The sequence below is a fragment of the Bradyrhizobium sp. HKCCYLR20261 genome (assembly GCF_051168435.1).
In the GTDB taxonomy this organism is placed as follows: domain Bacteria; phylum Pseudomonadota; class Alphaproteobacteria; order Rhizobiales; family Xanthobacteraceae; genus Bradyrhizobium.
Genome location: NZ_JBNPUZ010000017.1, coordinates 1 through 22,834, shown reverse-complemented (window position 1 = coordinate 22,834; position 22,834 = coordinate 1). Strand labels below are relative to the sequence as shown.

General features: G+C 65.8%; 25 protein-coding genes. 17 read left to right on the top strand and 8 right to left on the bottom strand.

Annotated features, from left to right (window positions below; genetic code table 11):
* The first annotated feature begins 258 nt into the window (after positions 1-258).
* From rpsF to rplI, 4 genes are all read left to right on the top strand, one after another.
* Positions 259-720, top strand: coding sequence for a 30S ribosomal protein S6 (gene rpsF, locus ACQR1L_RS28410; protein ID WP_434861223.1), 462 nt, complete (start codon positions 259-261; stop codon positions 718-720).
* A 5-nt stretch (positions 721-725) separates the two neighbouring features.
* Positions 726-965: a 30S ribosomal protein S18 gene (gene rpsR, locus ACQR1L_RS28405; protein WP_008963441.1), complete on the top strand. Its 240-nt coding sequence runs from the start codon at positions 726-728 to the stop codon at positions 963-965.
* Positions 966-1,097: 132 nt separating this feature from the next.
* Positions 1,098-2,045, top strand: coding sequence for a hypothetical protein (locus tag ACQR1L_RS28400; RefSeq protein WP_434861222.1), 948 nt, complete (start codon positions 1,098-1,100; stop codon positions 2,043-2,045).
* A 50-nt stretch (positions 2,046-2,095) separates the two neighbouring features.
* A complete protein-coding gene (gene rplI / locus ACQR1L_RS28395; RefSeq protein WP_434861221.1) occupies positions 2,096-2,686 on the top strand; it encodes a 50S ribosomal protein L9 in 591 nt (196 codons plus the stop codon).
* 57 nt (positions 2,687-2,743) lie between these two features.
* Here the strand turns inward: rplI and ACQR1L_RS28390 are convergent, their stop codons facing one another.
* On the bottom strand, positions 2,744-3,463 hold the full coding sequence (locus tag ACQR1L_RS28390) for a hypothetical protein (RefSeq protein WP_434861220.1): 720 nt from the start codon (positions 3,461-3,463) through the stop codon (positions 2,744-2,746).
* 389 nt (positions 3,464-3,852) lie between these two features.
* Here ACQR1L_RS28390 and ACQR1L_RS28385 point away from each other — a divergent pair, with 389 nt between their 5' ends.
* The 6 genes from ACQR1L_RS28385 (at position 3,853) to ACQR1L_RS28360 (ending at position 10,596) form a co-directional block, all read left to right on the top strand.
* Positions 3,853-5,103 (top strand): class I SAM-dependent methyltransferase, encoded by a 1,251-nt coding sequence (locus tag ACQR1L_RS28385; protein ID WP_434861219.1) that lies wholly within the window; start codon positions 3,853-3,855, stop codon positions 5,101-5,103.
* Positions 5,104-5,253: 150 nt separating this feature from the next.
* Positions 5,254-5,376: a hypothetical protein gene (locus ACQR1L_RS28380; RefSeq protein WP_434861357.1), complete on the top strand. Its 123-nt coding sequence runs from the start codon at positions 5,254-5,256 to the stop codon at positions 5,374-5,376.
* 273 nt (positions 5,377-5,649) lie between these two features.
* Positions 5,650-7,158 carry a replicative DNA helicase gene (locus ACQR1L_RS28375; RefSeq protein WP_434861218.1) on the top strand — a complete coding sequence of 503 codons (1,509 nt, stop codon included), beginning with the start codon at positions 5,650-5,652 and terminating at the stop codon, positions 7,156-7,158.
* Positions 7,159-7,203: 45 nt separating this feature from the next.
* Positions 7,204-8,385 (top strand): alanine racemase, encoded by a 1,182-nt coding sequence (gene alr, locus ACQR1L_RS28370; RefSeq protein ID WP_434861217.1) that lies wholly within the window; start codon positions 7,204-7,206, stop codon positions 8,383-8,385.
* 952 nt (positions 8,386-9,337) lie between these two features.
* Positions 9,338-9,805, top strand: coding sequence for a hypothetical protein (locus tag ACQR1L_RS28365; protein ID WP_434861216.1), 468 nt, complete (start codon positions 9,338-9,340; stop codon positions 9,803-9,805).
* A gap of 47 nt (positions 9,806-9,852) precedes the next feature.
* Positions 9,853-10,596 (top strand): hypothetical protein, encoded by a 744-nt coding sequence (locus tag ACQR1L_RS28360; protein WP_434861215.1) that lies wholly within the window; start codon positions 9,853-9,855, stop codon positions 10,594-10,596.
* A 20-nt stretch (positions 10,597-10,616) separates the two neighbouring features.
* Here ACQR1L_RS28360 and ACQR1L_RS28355 read toward each other — a convergent pair whose 3' ends face one another.
* From ACQR1L_RS28355 to ACQR1L_RS28340, 4 genes are all read right to left on the bottom strand, one after another.
* Entirely contained in the window at positions 10,617-10,910 is a 294-nt protein-coding gene (locus ACQR1L_RS28355; RefSeq protein ID WP_434861214.1) for a DUF1330 domain-containing protein, read from the bottom strand.
* Positions 10,911-11,029: 119 nt separating this feature from the next.
* Entirely contained in the window at positions 11,030-11,992 is a 963-nt protein-coding gene (locus ACQR1L_RS28350) for a hypothetical protein (RefSeq protein WP_434861213.1), read from the bottom strand.
* 323 nt (positions 11,993-12,315) lie between these two features.
* A complete protein-coding gene (locus ACQR1L_RS28345; protein ID WP_434861212.1) occupies positions 12,316-12,894 on the bottom strand; it encodes a GNAT family N-acetyltransferase in 579 nt (192 codons plus the stop codon).
* A gap of 68 nt (positions 12,895-12,962) precedes the next feature.
* The gene (locus ACQR1L_RS28340; protein ID WP_434861211.1) at positions 12,963-13,205 is read right to left on the bottom strand and encodes a hypothetical protein; all 243 of its coding nucleotides are present in this window, start codon (positions 13,203-13,205) and stop codon (positions 12,963-12,965) included.
* 27 nt (positions 13,206-13,232) lie between these two features.
* On the opposite strand from ACQR1L_RS28340, the gene xth reads away from it, so the two are divergent.
* Positions 13,233-14,003, top strand: a complete 771-nt coding sequence (xth, locus tag ACQR1L_RS28335) for an exodeoxyribonuclease III (RefSeq protein ID WP_434861210.1) — start codon at positions 13,233-13,235, stop codon at positions 14,001-14,003.
* Positions 14,004-14,022: 19 nt separating this feature from the next.
* Here xth and ACQR1L_RS28330 read toward each other — a convergent pair whose 3' ends face one another.
* Complete coding sequence (locus tag ACQR1L_RS28330; RefSeq protein WP_434861209.1) at positions 14,023-14,511, bottom strand: hypothetical protein; 489 nt, start codon at positions 14,509-14,511, stop codon at positions 14,023-14,025.
* Between the two features lie 154 nt (positions 14,512-14,665).
* Positions 14,666-15,391, bottom strand: a complete 726-nt coding sequence (locus tag ACQR1L_RS28325; RefSeq protein WP_434861208.1) for an alpha/beta fold hydrolase — start codon at positions 15,389-15,391, stop codon at positions 14,666-14,668.
* Positions 15,392-15,493: 102 nt separating this feature from the next.
* Here ACQR1L_RS28325 and ACQR1L_RS28320 point away from each other — a divergent pair, with 102 nt between their 5' ends.
* A complete protein-coding gene (locus ACQR1L_RS28320; protein WP_434861207.1) occupies positions 15,494-16,471 on the top strand; it encodes a helix-turn-helix domain-containing protein in 978 nt (325 codons plus the stop codon).
* Here the strand turns inward: ACQR1L_RS28320 and ACQR1L_RS28315 are convergent.
* The gene (locus ACQR1L_RS28315) at positions 16,463-16,747 is read right to left on the bottom strand and encodes a hypothetical protein (protein WP_434861206.1); all 285 of its coding nucleotides are present in this window, start codon (positions 16,745-16,747) and stop codon (positions 16,463-16,465) included. The genes ACQR1L_RS28320 and ACQR1L_RS28315 overlap by 9 nt on opposite strands.
* Positions 16,748-17,002: 255 nt before the next feature.
* Here ACQR1L_RS28315 and ACQR1L_RS28310 point away from each other — a divergent pair, with 255 nt between their 5' ends.
* From ACQR1L_RS28310 to ACQR1L_RS28290, 5 genes are all read left to right on the top strand, one after another.
* Positions 17,003-17,728, top strand: coding sequence for a sulfite exporter TauE/SafE family protein (locus tag ACQR1L_RS28310; protein ID WP_434861205.1), 726 nt, complete (start codon positions 17,003-17,005; stop codon positions 17,726-17,728).
* Between the two features lie 18 nt (positions 17,729-17,746).
* Complete coding sequence (gene radA, locus ACQR1L_RS28305; RefSeq protein WP_434861204.1) at positions 17,747-19,246, top strand: DNA repair protein RadA; 1,500 nt, start codon at positions 17,747-17,749, stop codon at positions 19,244-19,246.
* Positions 19,247-19,421: 175 nt separating this feature from the next.
* Entirely contained in the window at positions 19,422-20,048 is a 627-nt protein-coding gene (locus ACQR1L_RS28300; protein ID WP_434861203.1) for a CvpA family protein, read from the top strand.
* A 23-nt stretch (positions 20,049-20,071) separates the two neighbouring features.
* The gene (gene purF, locus ACQR1L_RS28295; RefSeq protein WP_434861202.1) at positions 20,072-21,619 is read left to right on the top strand and encodes an amidophosphoribosyltransferase; all 1,548 of its coding nucleotides are present in this window, start codon (positions 20,072-20,074) and stop codon (positions 21,617-21,619) included.
* 285 nt (positions 21,620-21,904) lie between these two features.
* Positions 21,905-22,648 carry an SDR family NAD(P)-dependent oxidoreductase gene (locus ACQR1L_RS28290; protein ID WP_434861201.1) on the top strand — a complete coding sequence of 248 codons (744 nt, stop codon included), beginning with the start codon at positions 21,905-21,907 and terminating at the stop codon, positions 22,646-22,648.
* Positions 22,649-22,834 lie beyond the last annotated feature (186 nt).

The following is a 22,834-nucleotide window of genomic DNA, read 5'->3' as shown; positions in this document are numbered from 1 at the left end:
GCCTCGGCTGCGAAAATCGGTATAAGGCCCGCCATCCGTGAATCCCGAGCCGGGAGCTGAACGGACGGTCCCAGCAAAATCGCTTTGCTTCATCTTGGGGAATTCCAACCTCCAGGACGTCCAGGCGGCTTTGATGTGGCAGGGCCAGTCGGCCCGTCGTCCCGTGTTCCCGCCTTCTGAGCTGACGTCTGCGAGTCCTTTCCACAAGGTCTCGAAGGGCTTGACGCCGGGATTTGCGCCAACTTGGAAAGGACAGCCATGCCGCTTTACGAGCATGTTTTCCTCGCGCGTCAGGACGCGAGCACCCAGCAGGTGGAAGAACTGACGGCTCAGATGACCGGTATCGTCGAGGGTCTCGGCGGTAAGGTCACGAAGACCGAGAATTGGGGCGTTCGCTCCCTCACCTACCGCATGAACAAGAACCGCAAGGCGCACTTCGTGCTGCTCAACATCGACGCGCCGTCCGCGGCGATCGCCGAGATCGAGCGCCAGGAGCGGATCAGCGAGGACGTCATCCGCTACCTCAGCGTCCGCGTCGAGGAGCTCGAGGAAGGCCCGTCGGCGATGATGCGCAAGGCCGATCGCGACCGTGAGCGCGACGACCGTGGCGGTGGCTTCCGTGGTGAGCGCGATGGCGGCGGCTTCCGTGGCGATCGCGGTGACCGTGGCGATCGTGGCCCGCGCCGGCCCCGTGACGAAGAAACTGCGGACGAGGAGTAACATCAATGGCTGAAGCCCCCGCACGTCGCCCGTTCTTCCGCCGCCGCAAGACCTGCCCGTTCTCGGGCCCGAACGCGCCGAAGATCGATTACAAGGATTCGAAGCTGCTCATGCGCTACGTCTCCGAGCGCGGCAAGATCGTGCCGAGCCGCATCACGGCCGTCTCGGCCAAGAAGCAGCGTGAGCTGGCCCGCGCCATCAAGCGCGCCCGCTTCCTCGGCCTGCTGCCCTACGTCATCCGCTGATAGTGGACCCGAGACCGGCGGCCTCGCGCCGCCGGTTCTCTTTCTCGAATTCTCATAAGGCTTCCGGGTCGTCCGGTCGCCGATGGTTGGGGCCCCGTCGCCTCTAACCGCTCGAAGGGAGCGGGACAGCTGATGATCGCACAGATTCTCATCGCGCTCGCGGCAGGCGCTGCCTCCGCTGTCATGTTCGCCTCGACGATGTCGGGCGTGATGATGTCGATCGTGCTCGCGCTGTTCGCTCCCGTTCCATTGCTGGTCGCCGGCATCACCTGGGGCCGCCTCTGCGCCGTCATCGGCGGGCTGTTCGCGACGGCCTGCGTTCTGGCCGCCTTCAGCTTTACGCGCGCCGAGATCTTTGCGATCTCCGTTGCCCTTCCCGCCTGGTGGCTCGGCCACCTGATCCTGCTCGGCCGGGCGACGACCGGCCCATCGGGTCAAGACTTCGTCGAATGGTATCCGGCGGGCCATATCCTGCTCTGGATCGCCGTGATCGCCGCGCTGATCATCGCGTTCGCCTTCGGGACGGATGCGACGGCCACGAATCAATCCTTCAGGCGGATGCTGGAACGCGTGCTGGCCAGGACCGGTGCGCCCGACGGCGTCGACATCCCCCGGCTGCTCGACCTGCTGGTCTTCCTGGCGCCGATGATGGTCGCGATGATCATGACCACGGTGCTGGCGCTGAACGTGGTGATCGCCGCCAAGATCACCGCGATCTCCGGCCGGCTGATGCGCCCATGGCCGCGTCTGCGCGAGACCAAGCTGCCGGTGATGACGCTCCCCGCGCTGTTCGCCATCATCGCCTTCTGCTTCCCGGACGGCCTGATCGGGCTGCTGGCGCGGATCGCCGCGGCGGCGCTGCTGACGGCCTATGCGCTCACCGGCTTTGCCGTGCTGCATACGCTGACCTTGCCGCTGCGAACCCGCCCGCTCTGGCTCGGCCTCGCCTATGCGCTGATGCTGACCTTCATCTGGCCAATCCCTGTCTTCGCCATGGTCGCGCTCGGCCTCGCCGACGCCGCCTTCGACCTCCGCCACCGGTTTGGGCCGCGGCAGCCGCCGCCGTTGCCGGTGCCCTGAAAGACCAACCTCACACCAACCGCTTCCGAACATCTTGAAGGAGAACATCGATGGAAGTCATTCTGCTGGAACGTGTCGCCAAGCTCGGCCAGATGGGCGAGATCGTCAAAGTGAAGGACGGGTTCGCCCGCAACTTCCTGCTCAAGCGCAAGAAGGCGCTGCGGGCCACCGCCGAGAACAAGGCCAAGTATGAGGGCATGAAGGCCGAGCTCGAGGCCAACAACATCAAGGCCAAGGGCGAGGCGTCCAAGGTCGCCGAGAAGATCGACGGCCGCGACATCGTCATCATCCGCCAGGCCTCCGAATCCGGCCAGCTGTTCGGCTCGGTCTCGGTCCGCGACATCGTCACGGCCCTCGCCGCCGACGGCATCACCGTCAGCCGTCCGCAGGTCTGGCTGGATGCGCCGATCAAGACCATCGGCCAGCAGAAGATCACCATCGCGATCCACCCGGAGGTCGAGACCTCGGTGACCGTGACGGTGGCCCGCAGCGCCGACGAGGCCGAGCGCATCAAGCGCGGCGAGGACATCTCGACCCGCCAGGAGGACCTCGACGCCGCCGCCGAAGCCATCGCCGCCGCCGGCGAGTTCTTCGATCCGGAGGCCCAGGACGAGGGCGCTGCCGAGCCGGCCGCGCAGTAAGCAGCGCGGCATCTGCCAAAAAACGAAGCCCGGCTCATCGAGCCGGGCTTTTTTCATTCAGTCCTTGGCCGGCGCCGGCGTCACCGGGGGAACCGGATCGGCACGCAGCGCAGGCGCTGCATCGCTCGATTTCGGCGTCTCCAGCGCGGGAGGCTCGGAACGCGCCGCACTCTCGCCGCGCACGGCCGACGCCCTGGTCGCGCCGGTCGCTTCGCCCGGCGTGTCCTCGGAGGAGGCACCGTCCTGGGCCGGCTTCTTGCGCTTGCCCTTGCTCTTCGGACGCGCCTCGCCGTCGGGCGCCGCCACCGGCGGCTCAGCCCCTGCTTCCGGCTTGGCCTCGGTCGGGGCCGACCGTCGCTTGGAATGGTGTCCGCGGCGACCGTCCTGCTGAGCAGCACCATCGGCCTCCGGCTTCGCCTCGGCGGGCTCGGTCGCGGCCGACCGGGCGCGGCGCTCGGAGCGCGTCTCGCGGGCGTCCTTGCCCGAATGCCCCATGTAGCGGGCATCGGTGGCGCCATTGGAGATCAGGTAGTTGGCGAGCACGCCGGCCATTTCGGGGCTGGTGGTATAGTGCTGGCGCAGAAAGCCCGGCAGCGATCCCGGCGATGTGTTCTTGGCGAGACCGCGCGGTGATTTGTGGCAGACCACGCAGGTGCCGTTGAAGATCTGCGCCGGGCTCTTGCCCGCGTCGAGATTTTCCTGCGCCGCAGCCGCACCGGCCAAGCCGATGCAGAACAAAGCCACCACCGTCGCCAAATTGAGCGCTCGGCCCACCATTCTCATTCTCCAGCTATGGTTCTGCCCACACGGCGCCGTTCTGCGCGACATCCGCAACCGTGTTCCCTTCACGCCGTCTCGCAATCGTCGACGACGTACCCTCGAAGACCTGGCCCGGCTCCCCCGCCGGACACCGGCCCAAAGGCCGTTGGCCGCGGCCTTTTTAGCGAATTGCGGCGGGATTGAAAGCGCACATGTGTTCCTGCGCGGAGATGTCCCGTGCTCATGTGATTTCGGAATAACGGCTTTGTGTCCGTGGCCATGGCACGCTTTATGCCTGCTGACTAACATATGGAAAGGTAGAATGGGAACCAATCGGTTCTCAACGCGTCGAGTGCGACGGCCGGGCAAGTCAGCATCTCACGGGGATAGCTCGTTGGGTGGTGGGAATGGACCGTTTGCTGCGTAGTCTGTTGAGTCGTTTTATCTGCCGTGGGTCGATCAGCTTCACGACCGCCGACGGTGTTACCTTCGCTTGCGGAGACGGGACCGGCGTCCCCGTGGCGGCGCGTTTTCTGACCCGGGACGCCGAGCGCCGGCTGCTCGTCAATCCCGAGCTCGCCCTCGGCGAGACCTATATGGACGGGACGTTCGTGATCGAGCGCGGATCGATCACGGACCTCTTGTCCATCGTGATGAGCCAGCCGGCCGTGATGCCGGAATGGGCCAAGCCGCAATGGTGGCTGCGCTACCTCGTCCGGCATCTGCGCCAGCTCAACATCCGGGCACGGTCGCGCCAAAACGTTGCGCATCACTACGATCTCGACGGCCGGCTCTATGCGCTGTTCCTCGATGCCGACCGGCAATATTCCTGCGCCTATTTCGACACGCCCGACACCACGCTGGATGACGCCCAGCTGGCCAAGAAGCGGCACCTCGCGGCAAAGCTGCTGATCGATCCCGGCCAGCGGATCCTCGACATCGGCTGCGGCTGGGGCGGGCTCGGACTTTACCTCGCGGAGATGTGCAACGCCGACGTCACCGGCGTGACGCTGTCGTCCGAGCAATTGCAGGTCGCCAATACCCGCGCGGCCGAGCGCGATCTCTCCGCATCCGCGCGCTTCCTGCTGCAGGACTATCGCGACGTGCCCGGCACCTTCGACCGCATCGTTTCGGTCGGCATGTTCGAGCATGTCGGCGTCGCGTTCTACGATACGTTCTTCCGCCGCTGCGCCGAGCTGCTCGACGACGACGGCGTGATGCTGCTGCACTCGATCGGCCGCTCGGAGGGACCGGATTCCACCAATCCGTGGATCGCCAAATACATCTTCCCCGGCGGCTACATTCCGGCGCTCTCGGAAGTGCTGCCCGCGATCGAGCGCGCCGGCCTGCTGGTGTGTGACATCGAGATCCTCAGGCTGCATTACGCCGAGACGCTGAAGGCGTGGCGCGAGCGCTTCATCGCCCGCCGCGAGGACGCCGTGCAGCTCTATGACGAGCGCTTCGCGCGGATGTGGGAGTTCTACCTTGCCGCCTCCGAAATGGCGTTCCGCAAGCAGAACATGATGAACTTCCAGATCCAGCTGACGAAGCGGCAGGGCATCGTGCCGATGACGCGCGACTACATCCATCGCGAGGAGGCGCGCCTGCGCGCCGTCGAGCGGGGCTATCGGCCGGCGTTGCGGATGGCGGGCGAGTAGGACGCGCGGCGCCTCAATCTCAGGCTGACAAATTGTAAAGAGACATCTCCAGCACGAATTCCCGCTGATCCGTCTCAAATTTTCGAACAAACCGTGCGGTCTGTGAACTGGCTCACAGACCCCGGTGAACTCCGGCCGTAAAGTCCCGGCATGTCCCAGAGCACTGCACGAGCCATGTTGGAACCTCAGACCGACTTCAGCACCGACTACGCGCTGATTGCTGCCGGTGTGGGCGCGTCCCTCATCGCCTTGATTTATCTGCTGCTGGTCTGACCCGCCGCGCCGATCCACGCGCCGCCGCAGTGGACGCGCCAGTTCCTGTCTCCGTCTCGCAGACCCTCGAACGCGCTGCCCCCTTTCCCGGCATGAGACGTGAACTCCCGCCTGTGCGGCTTTGAGTCCTCCAGGTTCCGTCAAGCACGGCATCTGGCGAGTCCGGATTCATCCACCAAATTTACCGGACGGTGAATAGCGCGCAGCTTTCGCTTCCGCTTCGTCGGCGACTGGCGCTTTATCCCCTCCCCTTCAAAGCTGCTAAACACGGCCATGGCATTGACCGATTCGAACGTACTCAAGCTGGCTCCGACGGACGCCGCGACGCCGACCTATCGCAGCGCGCCTCACAACATCGAGGCGGAACAGGGTCTGCTCGGCGCGATCCTCGTCAACAACGACGCGTTCTATCGCGTCTCGGACTTCCTCGAGCCGAAGCATTTCTACGAGCCGCTGCACCAGACGATCTTCGAGACGACGGCGAGCCTCATCCGCATGGGCAAGATCGCCACGCCCGTGACCTTGAAGACGTTCCTGCCGGCGGACGTCGATCTTGGCGGCATGACCGTCGGGCAATATCTGGCGCGCCTCGCCGCCGAAGCCACGACGATCATCAACGCGCAGGACTATGGCCGCACCATCTACGACCTGTCGTTGCGCCGCGACCTGATCGGCATCGGCGAGGACATGGTCAACGTCGCCTATGACGCGCCGGTCGACTTCGCGCCGCGCAACCAGATCGAGGACGCCGAGCGCCGGCTGTACGAGCTCGCCGAGTCCGGCCGCTATGACGGCGGCTTCCAGAAATTCTCGCAGGCGCTGACCACCGCGCTCGACATGGCCGCGAAAGCGTTCCAGCGCGACGGCAAGCTGTCGGGCATCTCGACCGGCCTGCGCGACCTCGACGCCAAGATGGGCGGCCTGCAGCACTCCGACTTGATCATCCTCGCCGGCCGTCCCGGCATGGGCAAGACCTCGCTCGCCACCAACATCGCCTACAATGTCGCACAGGCCTATGTTCCGGAACTGCAGCCGGATGGCACCTACAAGGCGGCGCAGGGCGGCGTGGTCGGGTTCTTCTCGTGCGAAATGAGCGGCGAGCAGCTCGCCACCCGTATCATCGCCGAGCGCTCGGGCGTTCCCTCCAGCATGATCCGCCGCGGCGGCATCACCGAGGCCGATTTCGAGAAGCTGCGCGAATGCTCGATCGAGCTGCAGTCGCTGCCATTCTATGTCGACGAAACCGGCGGCATCTCGATCGCGCAGGTGATGGCGCGCGCCCGCCGCCTGAAGCGCCAGAAGGGCCTCGACCTCCTGGTCATCGACTACATCCAGCTGCTGTCGGGCTCGGGCAAGCGCGGCAACGACAACCGCGTGCAGGAAATCACCGAGATCACCACCAGCCTGAAGGCGCTGGCGAAAGAGCTCAGCGTTCCCATCATCGCGCTGTCGCAGCTGTCGCGCCAGGTCGAAAACCGCGAGGACAAGCGGCCGCAACTGTCGGACCTGCGTGAATCCGGTTCGATCGAGCAGGACGCCGACGTCGTGCTGTTCGTGTATCGCGGCGAATACTACCTCGCCGCCAAGGAGCCGCGCCCCGGCACCGAGGAACACCAGAAGTGGCAGATGGAAATGGATCTGGCGCTCGGCAAGGCCGAGGTCATCATCGGCAAGCAGCGCCACGGCCCGACCGGCACGGTCGAGCTGCACTTCGACGCCTCGGTCACCCGCTTCGGCGATCTCGCACATGATGGCCTGCCGCCCCAGAACCACGACTATTGACCGTGTACTGTTGAACAGATGCGCTGCGGCGCGTAAAAGCGCCGCATGACTGTTCCCGAACCGAAACCCGCCGAGCTCTCCGCTTCGGCGGTGGATGAGATCCCCGCCGGCGCCACCGGTGTGCTGACCATCGACCTCGATGCGCTCGCCGCCAACTGGCGCAAGCTGGAAAAGACCGCGGTGCCGGCCGAATGTGCCGGCGTGATCAAGGCCGACGCCTATGGCTGCGGCATCCCGCAGGTGGCGCGCACGCTGGCTGCCGCCGGCTGCAAGACCTTCTTCGTCGCCACGCTCGGCGAGGCCAAGGTCGCGCGCAGCGCCCTGCCCGACCAGGCCGCGCTGTACGTGCTCGACGGCTTCTTTCAGAACACCGGCGACGATTACGCCGCAATCAACTGCCGCCCGGTCATCGGCGATCTCAACGAACTCGCTGAGTGGGACATGTTCTGCCGCCGCACCGGCTGGAAGGGCGGCGCCGCCATTCATGTCGATACCGGCATGAACCGGCTCGGCCTGACGCCGCTCGATGCGCAAGGCATGATCCCGCGCATCCAGAGCGGCGACCATGGCATCACCCTCGTCATGAGCCATCTCGCCTCCGCCGAGCAGGTCAACAGCCCCGCGAATGCGCGCCAGCTCGCGACCTTTCGCGAGGTCACCAGCGTCTTCCCCGGCGTGCCGGCCGCGCTCGCGGCCTCTTCCGGCATCTTCCTCGGCGCCTCCTTCCAGTTCGACATGGTGCGCCCCGGCGCGGCGCTCTACGGCGTCAACCCGACGCCGGAGGCCGACAACCCGATGCAGCCGGTCGCCGAGATCAAGGCCCGCATCGTGCAGCTGCGCGACCTCGCCCGCGGCGACACGGTCGGCTATGGCGGCACCTGGACCGCGCGCCGTCCGACCAGGATCGCCATCCTCTCCGCCGGCTATGCCGACGGCTATTTCCGCGCGGCCTCGTCCAACGACGGCACCCGCGGCGCCGACGTCATCATCGCCGGCCAGCGCTGCCCGGTCGCGGGACGCGTCTCGATGGACCTGATCGCGGTGGATGTCACCGACCTGCCGCCGAAGGCCGCCCGCCGCGGCCACTTCGCGACGCTGCTCGGCGAAGGCATCACCGTCGACGAGCTCGCGCATCATTTCGGCACCATCGGCTACGAAGTTCTGACCAATCTCGGCCACCGCTATCACCGCATCTACAAGGGCGGCGCGGCGGTCGCGGAGAGCTGATCGGCGGGCGGCGAGCGCCGAATTCGCCAGCACGCGCCGCTGTATCCACATCGTCATTGCGAGCGCAGCGAAGCAATCCAGAGTCCCGCACACCACCCTGGATTGCTTCGCTGCGCTCGCAATGACGCGCTGATAGATATCATCGAAAGACGGCGACAACGCCCGCTGCGTAGCCCGCCCCCTCCGCTGTCATCGCCCGGCTCGACCGGGCGATCCAGTATTCCAGAGACGATAGTGAGTCCTCGAGAGGCCGCGGCGTACTGGATTCCCGCTTTCGCGGGAATGACGACCGCGTGCGAGGAGCCATCATTCCGTCTCATGGGAGGACACGTCTCATCATTCTCGCGCGCAGTTTACGCCGAGGCTTGCATCTTATTTGCCCCTCTTCGCAAGACGAGGGCGCAGGGAATGCCGGGTGCTGGCCGCAACCCATGGCCCGCCTGCAGAAAAGTAGCAGGCGGCAGTCACCACAGGTCCAGCCGGTCAACCGGCATTCCCTGCGCGATGGCCTTACGTCTTATGCGTACTCTCCCCGGGGATCGGGCTCTTTTGCCCCCGTGACCAGCGGATCATCACCGCCGGCGTAGCATCAGCGTCGAGATGCCAGGACCATACGTTTTCGACGTGCGCCTCGTGCCGTTCGTCCGCACGGCCAAGCCATGCTGCGACCCGAAGCGCCCACCGCATCCCACCCCGCGTGTCGTGACGATCGCGATGCGCCCCTCGTATCGAGGCGGGACGGCGCTATACAATCATGATTTTCGGAAAAAACGAAAGACATATATTTTTCCGCATAGGACTGGACAGGATGAGTCGCCTTGAACTTGTTGAGGAATCCAACTTATCCGCGCACGAATGAGCATCCTGTCGGGCAGATCAGCAGCGGCTTCTGGATGTCGTGTTCGGGATGATGTGATATGGACGTGTTCCAGCCTGCAAGCGAGACCGGCGCATGATTTGTGAGCAGTCCCGAATTCGATTGGCCCTGGCTCTGCGGCGCTACGTCGCCGGACGGATCGACAACGACACTCTGGATGAGGTCGAGGTTGATTGGCGCGATCGCGGAGCGGTTGCCGTCAAGCAGGCCGCATGGACACTCTACGACGATACAAAGAACCATCATGCAAAGGGCCGGCACAAGATATCCCGCCGTGATCGACGCAGCATCGCCAAGTGGATCGTGTTCCTGCATAGTCGCAATGAGTATCTCTGGCCCGAATACTCGTTCCTTCAAATCGTGAACTGGCCGATGAACATCCTAACTTTCGGTTGGTGGGAACGCCGCAAGGCTCGGCGATGGCAAGAGTTCGAAGAGGCAGGCGAGTTCGCGGCTTGGCCGTTCATTGCGATGTCGGACCTTGAGGCTGCGACGGCGAAGCCTAGATATTTTGCTGGAGTTGGGAGAAGCCGACGAGTCTAAGCGCCTCAGGTCAATGATCGGTCCCTCGTCCAACGAAAGACGTGGCTTTGTTCTCCAAACTCAAGGAAATCGCCAGCGGTGCCGCGAAAAGTGTCGGCGGGCAGTTCGCGAAGGCCTCCAGCGCCATTGCCGACCTCGCCGCGAGCCTTGCGACCCGTGCGGCGGCGGCGGCGGATCTCGGCCGCATTCTCGATATCATCGAGATGGTGCCGGGCGTCAAATTCGAGCGCCCCGAGATCGATGCGGCCTATCTCGACACGCTGCTGGCCGCCGTGCAGATGGGCGAGCTCACGCTCGCGATCCACTACCGCAAGGAAACCGAAGCAAGCGTGGTGCGCCTGCATCCCCTGCCCGCGGCGGCCGCCAATGAACTGACCGTATCGGACAGGTTCCTTGCGAAGGTCCTGATCAACGGCGACGACGACAAGCCGGCCATCCAGATGCTGATCAACTCCGAGCATCTGGCGAACAACTACCGGCACGTGACAGCGGACACGCTGATCAACGCGCTGGCCTTCCCCATCGAGAACGTCAAGGGCGGGTTCATCATCGCCAGATCGTTCCGCGCCATCGCGCGACCGATCGCCGGCTGGCTGCTCGGCATCATCTTCGACCAGGGCGAGAAACTGCACCGCCGTCTGCGCGGCGATCGCGACGATGATGAGGCGCAATCACCCTCGCCCGCGGAGGAGGAACGAGCGGAGGCCGAGCCAGCCCCAGTTGCGTCCGACGACGGACACATTCCGAGTCCGGAACCGAAGCCGAACGATCCGCAGCCTGGGCCTCAGTGAGATTGCACGACCTCAGCCCGTCACGCGGCTGCTTCGACGATCCGGATGTCGCGATCCGCGGCATTGCCGAGCAGCGCGTGGGCTGCCTGATAGGCGGGGCTTTCGTAGGCTGCCTTGGCGGCTGCCACGCTGTCGAACTCGATGATCACGACGCGTTCGGTCAAGCCGAGCTCGAACACGGCGGCCGGCAGACCGCGCACGATCACGCGGCCTCCCGCGGCTTCAAGAGCCGGTCGCGAGACCTGCGCGTAGGCGGCCATCGCTTCGGGGTCCCTGATAGCGCGATAGGTTGCGACCCAATAGGCTTTGGCCATGGACTGGTTGTTCTCCGCTGAGGCTGCCCCGGCGTTTGGCCGGGAGATCGGTGTTCGACACGATCACCATAAGGGCGAAGTTTGCGCGTGACCACTGCGCCGGCGCCGGTCGTCGACCGCTATCCGGCGGCCACCTTCCTGTCCATCTCCTGCAGGCGGACGAATGCCGCCCAGGCCTGGCGATACTCGATGTCGATGGTGTCGATCGTCAGCAGCGCCCGGCAGGCCTCCCTGATCTGCTTCGATGACGGACGCAGCCGCGGATCGCCGGCGGCTTCCGATCTTTTCCAGCGCTCCTCGACGTCTTTCGCCATGGCCAGCGCGTCCGCCGGCGGTCGCTTCGGCGCCGGCTCCGCCAGCGGATGGCCTTGCGGAAACTTTGGCCAGGCACGTGGCGGCTGATCGGCGCGCCATTCGACTGGCTTGCTGACGGCGACTCTTTCGGTCCCGGTGCCGCCCTGCCCTGAAGTGCCGCCCGGCGCGGGAAGCGCCGTGCGTGCGGCGAGCGCGCCGATCTGCTGCTCCATGCGCTGGCCGCCTGCCCCGCCTCCGCCGGAGGCTCCCTCAGGCGCGAGCGTCGCCGACAGCTCGGTCAAGGTCGCGGGATCGCCCTCGGGGATCAGCTTCTGGGCGGTCTTCACCAGAGCGAGCGCGGTCGGCGATAGCGTGAGTTTCTTGTCGGTCTGGGCGATCGTCTGCTCGGCCTCCGGCGCCGGACATGGCCTGTAGGCCGACTGCTGGCGCGTCATCCGTCCGCCATCATCGACACGGGCGAAATCGATGTCGACGGCATAGACGAAGGCGGCCTGGGAAAGACTGCCGCTTCGATCCCTCGCCTTGACGAGGCCGCAAACGAGCTTCGAGGTGCCCTCGGTCACCGAGCGCATGCTCTCGAACTGCGCCGAGTCCGGGTCGAGCAGCACATTGCGAACCGCCGTTCGCGCTTTCATGTGCTCGGAAGACAGGGCGCTCATGACCACGGTGGGGCTGATCGTGGTCGACGGATGGATCTGCCAGCGCAGCTCCGCGGCCAGAAATGCCGCGCCGAAAGCGGTCGCAATCAGAAGTGCAGGAACATTCATGTCACAATCTCGCGCGTTTCAATTCTTGAATGGCGCTCTTCCCAGTTCTCGACCTTAGGTCGAACATCCAGGCGAGCGCCTGGCCGCCTGGGGCTCGTGGGTTGCCGAGGTGAGGGTCAAGAGTGAGAGGTTACATGATACATTCAGAAACACTTCGAGCGGTAGCTCGATAGTTGCGGCGACCGGATCGTAGTTAAGATCCTCCTAACGCGCCGCATGCGGCCCGCGCGAGATCCCCCGCGGCAAGCCTGGCCAAAGCCGGGCGACCGCATTCGGCCGCATGGCCCCCAAACACGCCCGACACAACCGGCGGGGCGCCGCGCTCAGGTGGTCCGGAGACCCGGCGTCCACCCGCGCGCGTCCGTCGCCAACAGCGCGTAGAGCATGTCGTCGCGCCATTCGCCGCCGACGCGCAGATGATCGCGCAGCCGGCCCTCGCAGTGGAAGCCGAGCTTTTCCGCCAATCCGCGCGAGGCGGCGTTGTCGGGATGGATGAGCGCCTGCACGCGGCGCAGGCCGAGCTCGCCGAAACAGAAGTCGAGCATCGCAGCCACAGCCTCGAAGGCGATGCCCTCGCGCTGCCGGGCGGGATCGACGATGTAGCCGATCGTGACGCGCCGGCTCTTCATCTGACCATCGTGGTAGTTGACCATGCCGATGCAGCGGTCGCTCTTGGCCTCCGCCACCGCCCAGAACCGGTAGTAGGACGGCGTGCAATCGATGAAGCGGCGGGCGCTCCGCTCGCTCTCGCTGAGCTTGGTGTGAGCGGTGTGATTCCAGAACCGCATCGCGGCCGCGTCGCCGTAGCAGCGATGCAGGCCTTCCGCATCATCGGGTCGGAACTGGCGCAGCGTCAGCCGCGAGGTCGACAGGATCGGATGCGGGATCGGCGGCTTGGCCATGGGACGTACTCGTGCATTGATCCTGCCAGCGTAGCAGCACTGAGCGCCGGACGCATCTCCGATGCAATCTACTCCTTGACCTCGGCCTTGTAGGCGTCGACCATCTTCTTGCAGGCGTCGGCGAGTTGCGCATAGTTCCGCGTGAGGCAGGCGATGATGCGGCCGCCGCCGGGGATCAGGCCGATACAGAACTTGTCGTAATCGGCCTGGCAGGCGGCACGCTCCTCGTCGGTCGGCAGCCGCTGCGCCTGCGCCGCAGGGACGGCGGCGATCGTCAGCGTGAACAAAATGGCGGTTGCGAGCATTTTCATCCGACCCTTCCCCCAAGCGGCGGCATCATGAAGATCGCGACGTTCAACATCAACAATGTCCGGCGGCGTCTCCCCAACTTGCTGGCCTGGATGCGCGCCGCCAAGCCGGACATCGTCTGCCTGCAGGAGCTGAAATGTGCGCAAGGCGAATTTCCGATCGATGAGATCGGAAAGGCCGGCTATGGCGCGGTGTGGCAGGGGCAGAAGACCTGGAACGGCGTCGCGATCCTCGCGCGCAAGGCGGAGCCGGTGCTGATCCGCACCGCCCTGCCCGGCGCGCCCGCCGACAAGGAGGCGCGCTACATCGAGGCCGCCGTGCGCGGCATCGTCGTCGGCTGTCTCTATCTGCCGAACGGCAATCCGCAGCCGGGGCCGAAATTCGACTATAAGCTCGCCTGGTTCAAGCGGCTGCACAGGCATGCGGCCAAGTTCATCAAGGACAATCTGCCGGTCGTGCTCGCCGGCGACTACAATGTCGCGCCGACACCGCTGGATATCTACCCAACGAAGTCGTGGGACAAGGATGCGCTGATCCAGCCGAAGAGCCGCGCGGCCTTTCGCGCGCTGGTCGATCAGGGCTGGTGCGACGCGATCCGCACGCTGCATCCGCAGGCGCCGATGTTCACCTTCTGGGACTACAAGCGCAACCGCTGGCCGCGCGATGCCGGACTGCGGCTCGATCATCTGCTGCTCAGCCCGCCACTCGCGCCGCGGCTCAAGAAGGCCGGCGTCGATCGCGCCATTCGCGGCGAGGACGGCGCCAGTGATCACGCGCCGGCCTGGATCGTGTTGAAGTAGGCGCGGCCGCGTCACGGCGTCAGCCGCGATCCGGCCAGACCTGCTCGAGATTGGTCGAACGCTCCGGCAGTCCCTCCGTCAGCACCGCCATGCCGCCGCACACCGGCAGATGCACGACGAGGCTTGCCGCATCCGGCACGTTGGCGCGCGGCGTCACGTTCCACAGCATGATCTCCTGGGGCGTGCGGCGGATCTCCTTGAACTCGTAGCTGAAGGTCTCCGACCCCCGCGGATATTCGCGCCACAGCTTGCCCTCCTTGCGAAAGGCGCTCTGCGTGCCCTCATAGCGGTCGCTGTAGCGCAGGCAGGCCGGCAGGTTCAGCGTCTCGAGCACCTTGGTGCCGACATTGGCGGCGGCGGGAATGACGCTGTTGACCGCGCCGATCGCAGCGAACACCGTGGTGATCACGCCGGCGGCCATCGCGAGCCAGCCGGTTTTCGATCCGCCCGACGACGCGGGCGCTTTTGAACTGACAAGCTTGGACGAGGTGAGAGGGAGCTGGGCCATGACTGCGTTCTCCGATGTCTGTGACAGAGACTGCTGACCAACCGGGTCCGTTCATCGGAGATTAATCTGACAGGTCCCGCGCCCAGCGAATGTGACGCCGGTCACAACCAGAAATGATTGTCGAACCGGCGTCACACGGAGAACCGTCGCGGCGTCAGTCCCGCCCGGCATCCATGATCGCCTGCGCCAGCCGCGCGGGATCGGAGAAGCACAGCTCGTGGCTGCCGGGCACCTGCACCAGCCGGAACAGGCCGAGCTTGCCGGACAGGCGCGGATGCCATGGCAGGCTATGCGGCAGCGCCGTGTCCTCGGTGCAGTTGATGTAGGATTTGGCGATCGTCATTTCGGCGGGATTGGTCTTCAGCTTGATCGCATCCGTGAAGGTCTTGTTCGGATGCGGATTGAGGATTTCATAGGTGCGCGTGGCGGTGGCGAGATCGGCATCGTTGATGAAGGCCTCGCGCCAGATCGGAAACGGCAGCACCACCGAGCCGTCGCCTCGCTCTTTACTGACGGCATCGAACAGCGCGACGTAGTGCGGCGGCACCATGTCGTTGAGGCATTCGCCGTCATTGGGCACGAATGCATTCCAATAGATCAGGCGGCGGATGCGCTCCGGGATGCGATCGGCGACCCCGGTGATGACCATGCCGCCATAGGAATGGCCCATCAGCACGGCGTCGGTGATGTCGTGCGCGGTGAAGTAGTCGACGATCGAGCTGATGGCCTCGTCGAGGCCCACGGTCTTGGGATCGCCCGGACGGTTGCCGCGGATGGTCGGCAGATGCACGGTGTGGCCGGCGGCGCGGATCGGCGCGGCGACCGGCTCGAGCTCGGTGCCGGTATGCCAGGCGCCGTGGACCAGGACGTAGGTTGACATGGTCGAGTTCCTTTGCACGATGAGGGACGGTGCAAGGAGGATGGCCGGAGCGCGGTCGCCGCGCTTGGCTGCAACTGAACCAATTGGTCTCGGAGTGAACCGATGCCGGGCGTGGAGGCTGAGCGTCAGCGGAGCTGGAATACGGCCGCGGTGCGGCCGGCCGAGCAGTTCTCCTATTATCGCGAAGCAATCTGCCAGGCGTTCATGAACCTGACGCCCGAGCCGGCGCGCGGCATCGGCTTTTCGGCCGAGGTGCAGCATGTCAGTATCGGCAGCGGCGCCATCAATCGCGTCACCTTCCCGGAGCACATCGTGCGCCGCTCGCGCACCGACATCGCGGCCTCCGACCAGCGCTGTTTCTACCTCAACCTCAAGCTCGCCGGCCGCTGCACCATCCTGCAGAACGAGCACGAGGTCAGCCTGTCCGCCGGACAGGTCGGCATCTTCGACAGCGACCGCACCTTCGTGCTGCAGCACGATCGCGGCCCGTCGCTCGGCGTCATCTCGTTTCGCGTGCCCGCCACTGCGTTGTTCGGCCGGCTGCCGGCCGTTCAGGACATCGTGCCGACGCGTCTGTCGGACGATCCCTGCCTCGGCGCGCTGATCGTCGAGACCGCCCGTTCGCTCAATGCCAATGCGCTGCGACTCTCGGCTGATGACGCCACGACGCTGTTCGACGTGCTGCTCGATCTCGTCGCGCTGAGCGTGTCGCGCAGCCGGGAGGCGCATGCCACGGCCTCGTTCGCGGATGCCACGACCTTGGCGCTGCGGCGCGCCATACATGAGCGGCTGCGCGAGCCCGGCCTGACGGTCGCCACCATAGCCGTGTCCGTCGGGATCAGCGAGCGCTACGTGCACAAGCTCCTGGCGCGCGCCGGCACCAGCTTCTCGGAGATCGTGATGGCGCGCCGGCTCGACGGCGTCGCGCGCGACTTGCGCGATCCCGCCTGCGCGGACCGCGACATCGGCCGCATCGCGTTCGATTGGGGATTTTCGGATCTGTCGCATTTCACGCGCCGCTTCAAGCAGCGCTTCGGCCAGCGCCCGCGCGACTGGCGCGCGCAGTCCAACTCAGGCTGACAGCCGTCGCGCATTGGCCGCGACGTGCTCGCGATAGCGGCCGACGATCGCCGCCGGAGATGCACCGGCGCAAAGGCTTGCCGCGGCCTCGAAGGCGGCCGCGATCTTCTCGGCCACCATCAACTGCGCCTCCTGCGACGCATCCTGATCGCAGCGCGCGAACTTCTCGAGCCGCAGGCAGATCACCTCGCCCGCTTCCATCGCCAGCATCGCGCCTGCGAACAGCGGAAACGTCGCTGCGGATGGCGTAAGTCTCGGCTGGTGGTCGCTGCGCATCGTCGTCTCGCTGGAAAACTTCGGATCGTGTTGCGACGAATACGCTTCAACTTTTAAAGATGCAGACGCACAATCATCGGCGATTTCGATTCCCGTCGAACCACCCGTTAACCACCGGCACAGCTCCCTCCTCCGTCATTGCGAGCGCAGCGAAGCAATCCAGGGCCGCGGGCGTAGCCCTGGATTGCTTCGTCGCTTCGTTCCTCGCAATGACGTGCGGAAAGGTCGTGCCTCACCCCTGCGGAGGACGAAACGTTGGGCTTCCTGTTCGTCCTCGCCGTCGGCCTTGTCGCCGGCACGCTGTCCGGCATCGTCGGCACGGGGTCGTCGATCATGCTGATGCCGGTGCTCGCCTACGAGTACGGACCGAAGGAGGCCGTGCCGATCATGGCGGTGGCGGCCGTCATGGCGAACCTGTCGCGCATTCTCGCGTGGTGGCGCGAGGTCGACTGGCGCGCCTGCGCAGCCTATTCGGTGACCGGCATTCCGGCCGCGGCGCTCGGCGCGCGCACCCTCCTGATCCTGCCGTCACACGCCGTCGACATCACCATCGGGCTGTTTCTCATGGCCATGGTGCCGGTGCGGCATTGGCTGGCGCGGCACGAAATCAAGGCCAGCCTCTGGCACCTCGCGCTCGGCGGTGCGCTGATCGGATTTCTGACCGGCATCGTGGTCTCGACCGGGCCGCTCAGCGTGCCGCTGTTCCTGTTCTACGGCCTGTCGAAGGGTGCCTTCCTCGCCACCGAGGCCGCGAGCTCGCTCGGGCTCTACGTCTCCAAATCCATCACCTTCCAGCGGTTCGGCGCGCTGACGCCGGATATCCTGCTGAAAGGCCAGATCGCCGGCGGCTCGCTGATGGCCGGCGCCTTCGTCGCCAAGCGCTTCGTGCTGCATATGAAGCCCGACGTGTTCCGGCTGGTGATGGATGGCATCATGCTGGCCGCAGGTCTAAGTATGTTATGGAACGCCGCCCACTCCTGACCGCATCGATTCTTCCCCATGGCCAAGAACGCCCTCTCCTTCGTCTGCCAGAATTGCGGCGCGGCCTATTCGCGCTGGCAGGGCAAATGCGAGGCCTGCGGCGAGTGGAACGCGCTGGCCGAGGAGGACACCACGGGTGCGACCTCCGCTCCGGTGTCGTTGCGCTCCAAGCGCAAGGGCCGCACCTTCCAGCTGGAATCGCTGACCGGCAAGAGCATCGACGCGCCGCGGCTGTCGTCGGGCATGACCGAGCTCGACCGCGTCACCGGCGGCGGTTTCGTGCGCGGCTCCATTCTCCTGGTTGGCGGCGATCCCGGCATCGGCAAGTCGACCCTGCTGACCCAGACCACCGCGATGATGGCGCGTGCCGGCCATCGCGCCGTCTACATCTCGGGCGAGGAAGCCGTCGCGCAGGTGCGGCTGCGCGCCGAGCGGCTGGGGCTCGCGGATGCGCCGGTGCAGCTGGCGGCCGAGACCTCGGTCGAGGACATCATCTCGACCCTGTCCGAAGGCACGGTGCCGCGGCTGATCGTGATCGATTCGATCCAGACGATGTGGACCGACACGGTGGAATCGGCCCCGGGCACGGTGACCCAGGTGCGCGCCTCGGCGCAGAAGCTGATCAGGTTCGCCAAGAAATCCGGCGCCGCCATCATCCTGGTCGGCCACGTCACCAAGGACGGCCAGATCGCGGGTCCCCGCGTCGTCGAGCACATGGTCGATGCTGTCTTGTCGTTCGAGGGCGAAGGCTCGCAGCAGTTCCGCATCCTGCGCGCGGTGAAGAACCGCTTCGGCCCGACCGACGAGATCGGCGTGTTCGAAATGACGGGATTGGGTTTACGCGAGGTCACCAACCCCTCGGAGCTGTTCCTGTCGGAGCGCGATCTCGGCAGCCCCGGCACCGCCGTGTTTGCCGGCATCGAGGGTACGCGGCCGGTGCTGGTCGAAATGCAGGCACTGGTGGCGCCGACCTCGCTCGGCACGCCGCGCCGGGCCGTGGTCGGCTGGGATCCGAGCCGGCTGTCGATGGTGCTCGCGGTGCTGGAGGCGCATTGCGGCGTCAAGCTGTCCGGCCACGACGTCTATCTCAACGTCGCCGGCGGCCTGCGCATCCACGAGCCGGCTGCGGACCTCGCCGCCGCCGCGGCGCTGGTATCATCCTTGGTGAACGCGCCGTTGCCGCCCGATGCGGTCTATTTCGGCGAAATCTCGCTATCTGGCGCGGTACGGCCGGTGGCGCAGACCTCGGCGCGGCTGAAGGAGGCGGCGAAGCTCGGCTTCCTCCGCGTGGTGCTGCCGGAGCGCGCCCGCGGCGAGGCCGGCGGCGATGCCGGCCTCAACCTCAATACCGTCGGCGGACTCACCTCGTTGGTTGCAGACATCGCCGCGCGCGGCACGCCACGCGCGCGCCACGGCAGCGGCCGAGACGACGACGATTCGCGCGATCAGGGCCGCCGCGCCCCGAGCCATGCCGAAAAAAATGCCACACCAGCGAGATTCCGCCGCCAGGACGGCTAGCCGGACCGTGACGTTCCCGTGACTCGCCGCTATACAACGCCGCAACCGGGCGCGCGCACGGCATCGTGCCGGATCCGGACTTGCTGGGGAACCCTGCTCCGCTCCACCTGGAGCAGCAGCGATCCCGGGCGATTCGAAGCGAACCTTGGACCTGTGAAGCGGACCTGAGCAGCCGATGCCCGTAACGATCCTCGATCTCATCCTGCTCGGCGTCATGCTGGTGTCGGGGCTGCTCGCGATGGTCCGCGGCTTCATGCGCGAGGTGCTGTCGATCGCCGCCTGGGGCGCCGCCGCGCTGGTCACGCTTTATTCATTCTCGAAGCTGCTGCCGACCGCCAAGACCTATTTCAACAACGATACGGTGGCGAGTGTCGTCGTCGTCGCCGGTACTTTCGTGGGCACGCTGCTCATCGTCTCGATCATCACGGTCAAGATCTCCGACATGATCCTCGATTCGCGGATCGGCGCGCTCGACCGCACCCTCGGCTTCCTGTTCGGACTGGGCCGTGGCCTCCTGATCGTCGTGGTCGCCTTCCTGTTCTTTAGCTGGCTGGTGCCGGACAAGCAGCGTCCGGACTGGGTTACAGGCGCAAAATCCCGTGTGGTCCTGCAGGGAACCGGGGATTGGCTGATGTCGCTCTTGCCTGATGATCCCGAGAACACCATTTTAAAGAAATTCAAGAAGAACAAGCCGGACGAAGACCAGACTGACACCGAGTCGCCCGGAGCGGGCGGCGATGGGTACAGCAAGCCTGCCCGCGACAGCTTGAAGAAGCTGATCGAAAAACCCGCGGCCAAGTGAGCCAAGCCCAGAAGAGAGGCGCGATGGACCAGCACCACGATTCTTCCGGCCAACACTCTTCAGGCCAAGCCCAGATGGACTCCGACGCGGATCTGCACTTCGGACCCCAAGCCTACATCAGAGACCCAGACCTAGATGGAGACACGCTGCGCGAGGAGTGCGGCGTGTTTGGCATTTATGGGCACAGCGATGCCGCTGCGATCACCGCGCTCGGCCTGCATGCGCTCCAGCATCGCGGCCAGGAAGCCGCCGGCATCGTCTCCTATGACGGCGCGCGCTTCCACAGCGAGCGTCGTCTTGGCTTGGTCGGCGACACCTTCTCCCGCCGCGAGGTGATCGAGCGCCTGCCCGGCAATGCCGCGATCGGCCATGTCCGCTATGCGACCACCGGCGCGACGATCCTGCGCAACGTGCAACCGCTGTTCGCCGAGCTCGGCGCGGGCGGTTTTGCTGTCGGCCACAACGGCAACCTCACCAACGGCCTCACTCTGCGCCGCGAGCTGGTGCGCGCTGGCGCGATCATGCAGTCGACCACGGACACCGAAGTCATCCTGCATCTGGTCGCGCATTCCCGCCGCAGCAACTTCATCGACCGCTTCATCGAGGCGCTGCGCGCGATCGAAGGCGCCTACTCGCTGGTCTGCATGACCAACAAGAAGCTGATCGGCGCGCGCGATCCTCTCGGCATTCGTCCGCTGGTCTATGGCGAGCTCGAAGGCTGCCCGATCCTGGCGTCGGAGACCTGCGCGCTCGACATGATCGGCGCGCGCTATATCCGCGACATCGAGCCCGGCGAAGTCGTGATCTTCGACGAGACCGGCATGCACAGCCACAAGCCGTTCCCGCCGAAGCCGGCGCGTCCCTGCGTGTTCGAATACATCTACTTCGCGCGTCCCGATTCCGTGGTCGGCGGTCGCTCGGTCTATGAAGTGCGCAAGGCGTTCGGCGCACAGCTGGCGCGCGAGAGCCATCCCGAGGTCGACGTCGTCGTCCCGGTGCCGGATTCCGGCGTGCCGGCGGCGATCGGCTACAGCCAATATTCGGGCGTGCCGTTCGAGCTCGGCATCATCCGCAATCATTATGTCGGCCGCACCTTCATCCAGCCGACCCAGGCGATCCGCGAATCCGGCGTGCGCATGAAGCACTCGGCCAACCGTGCCGCGATCGAGGGCAAGCGCATCATCCTGATCGACGACTCGCTGGTGCGCGGCACCACCTCGCGCAAGATCGTGCGCATGATGCGCGATGCCGGCGCCACCGAGGTGCACTTCCGCCTGGCCTCGCCGCCGATCCTCTATCCCGACTATTACGGCATCGACCTGCCCGACCGCGGCGGCCTCTTGGCGGCGACGCATTCCCTCGAGGAGATGCGCGAGCTGATCGGCGCGGACTCGCTGGCCTTCCTGTCGATCGACGGCATGTACCGCGCGATGGGCGAGCCGGCCCGCGACCCCGCGGCGCCGAAATACGCCGACCACTGCTTCACCGGCAGCTACCCGACCAACCTCACCGACCAGTCGCTGGTCGAGCCGACCCAGCATCAGCTGTCGTTGCTGGCCGAGGCGAGCTGAGGCTCTCTCTCCTCACGACGTCATTCCGGGGCGATGCGCAGCATCGAACCCGGAATCTCGACATTGTCTTGCGCGACTCACCTTGAGATTCCGGGCTCGAGGCCTGCGGCCACGCCCCGGAATGACGGCATAAGGTTGGCAGTCGTCCCGGCGAAAGCCGGGACCCATAGCCACCGAACGTCGTTTGGCCGGCAGGACTAGCCACGACCAGCCAACTCCCTCATAACCGCCGCGGAGTATCGATCCCCGCTTCCGCGGGGATGACGACAATTGAGACCTGCGGCCATGACCCTTCCCCTCGCCAATCGGATTGCCCTCGTCACCGGTGCCTCGCGCGGCATTGGCCATGCGACCGCCCGCGCGCTTGCCCGCGCCGGCGCGCATGTCGTGGCCGTCGCCCGAACGCAAGGAGGGCTGGAGGAGCTCGACGACGAGATCCGGAAAGACACCGGCAACGGCGCCACTTTGGTGCCGCTCAGCATGACCGACAGCGACGGCATCGCCCGGCTCGGCGCGGCGCTGCATGAGCGCCACGGCAAGCTCGACATCCTCGTCGGCAACGCCGCCGTGCCCGGCCCGTCCTCGCCGCTCGGCCATATCGATTTGAAGCCGTGGAACGACGTGGTCGCCGTCAACCTCTCCGCCAATTTCCAGCTGATCCGCTGCATGGAGCCGCTGCTGAAGGCCTCCGACGCCGGCCGCGCGGTGTTCCTGACCTCGGGCGCCGCCCATAAGGCCCAGGCCTATCTCGGCCCCTACGCTGTCACCAAGGCCGCGCTCGAGACCCTGGCGCGCGTCTGGGCCCACGAGACCGAACGCACGCCGCTGCGCGTGAACCTGTTCAGCCCGGGCCCGATCCGCACCCGCATGCGCGCCACGGTGATGCCCGGCGAGGACCCGATGACGCTGGAGACGCCCGAGCAGGTCGCCGAGTTCATCCTGCCGATGTGCCTGCCGTCCTGGACCGAAACCGGCAAGATCTACGAGTACAAGACTCGCACGCTGAAGAGTTTTCAGCCGCCGGCGTAGTCGTCCGCTTGCCAAGTACATCCTGAACAACGACTGTCGAGAGCGTCCATTCCTCTCTCCTCCGTCATTGCGAGCGCAGCGAAGCAATCCAGGGGTCCCGCGAAGACTTTGGATTGCTTCGCTGCGCGTAACTGCCCAGGTGTCCGTCTGTATCGCTTGACTGGCCACATGTGTTTGTGAGTCAAG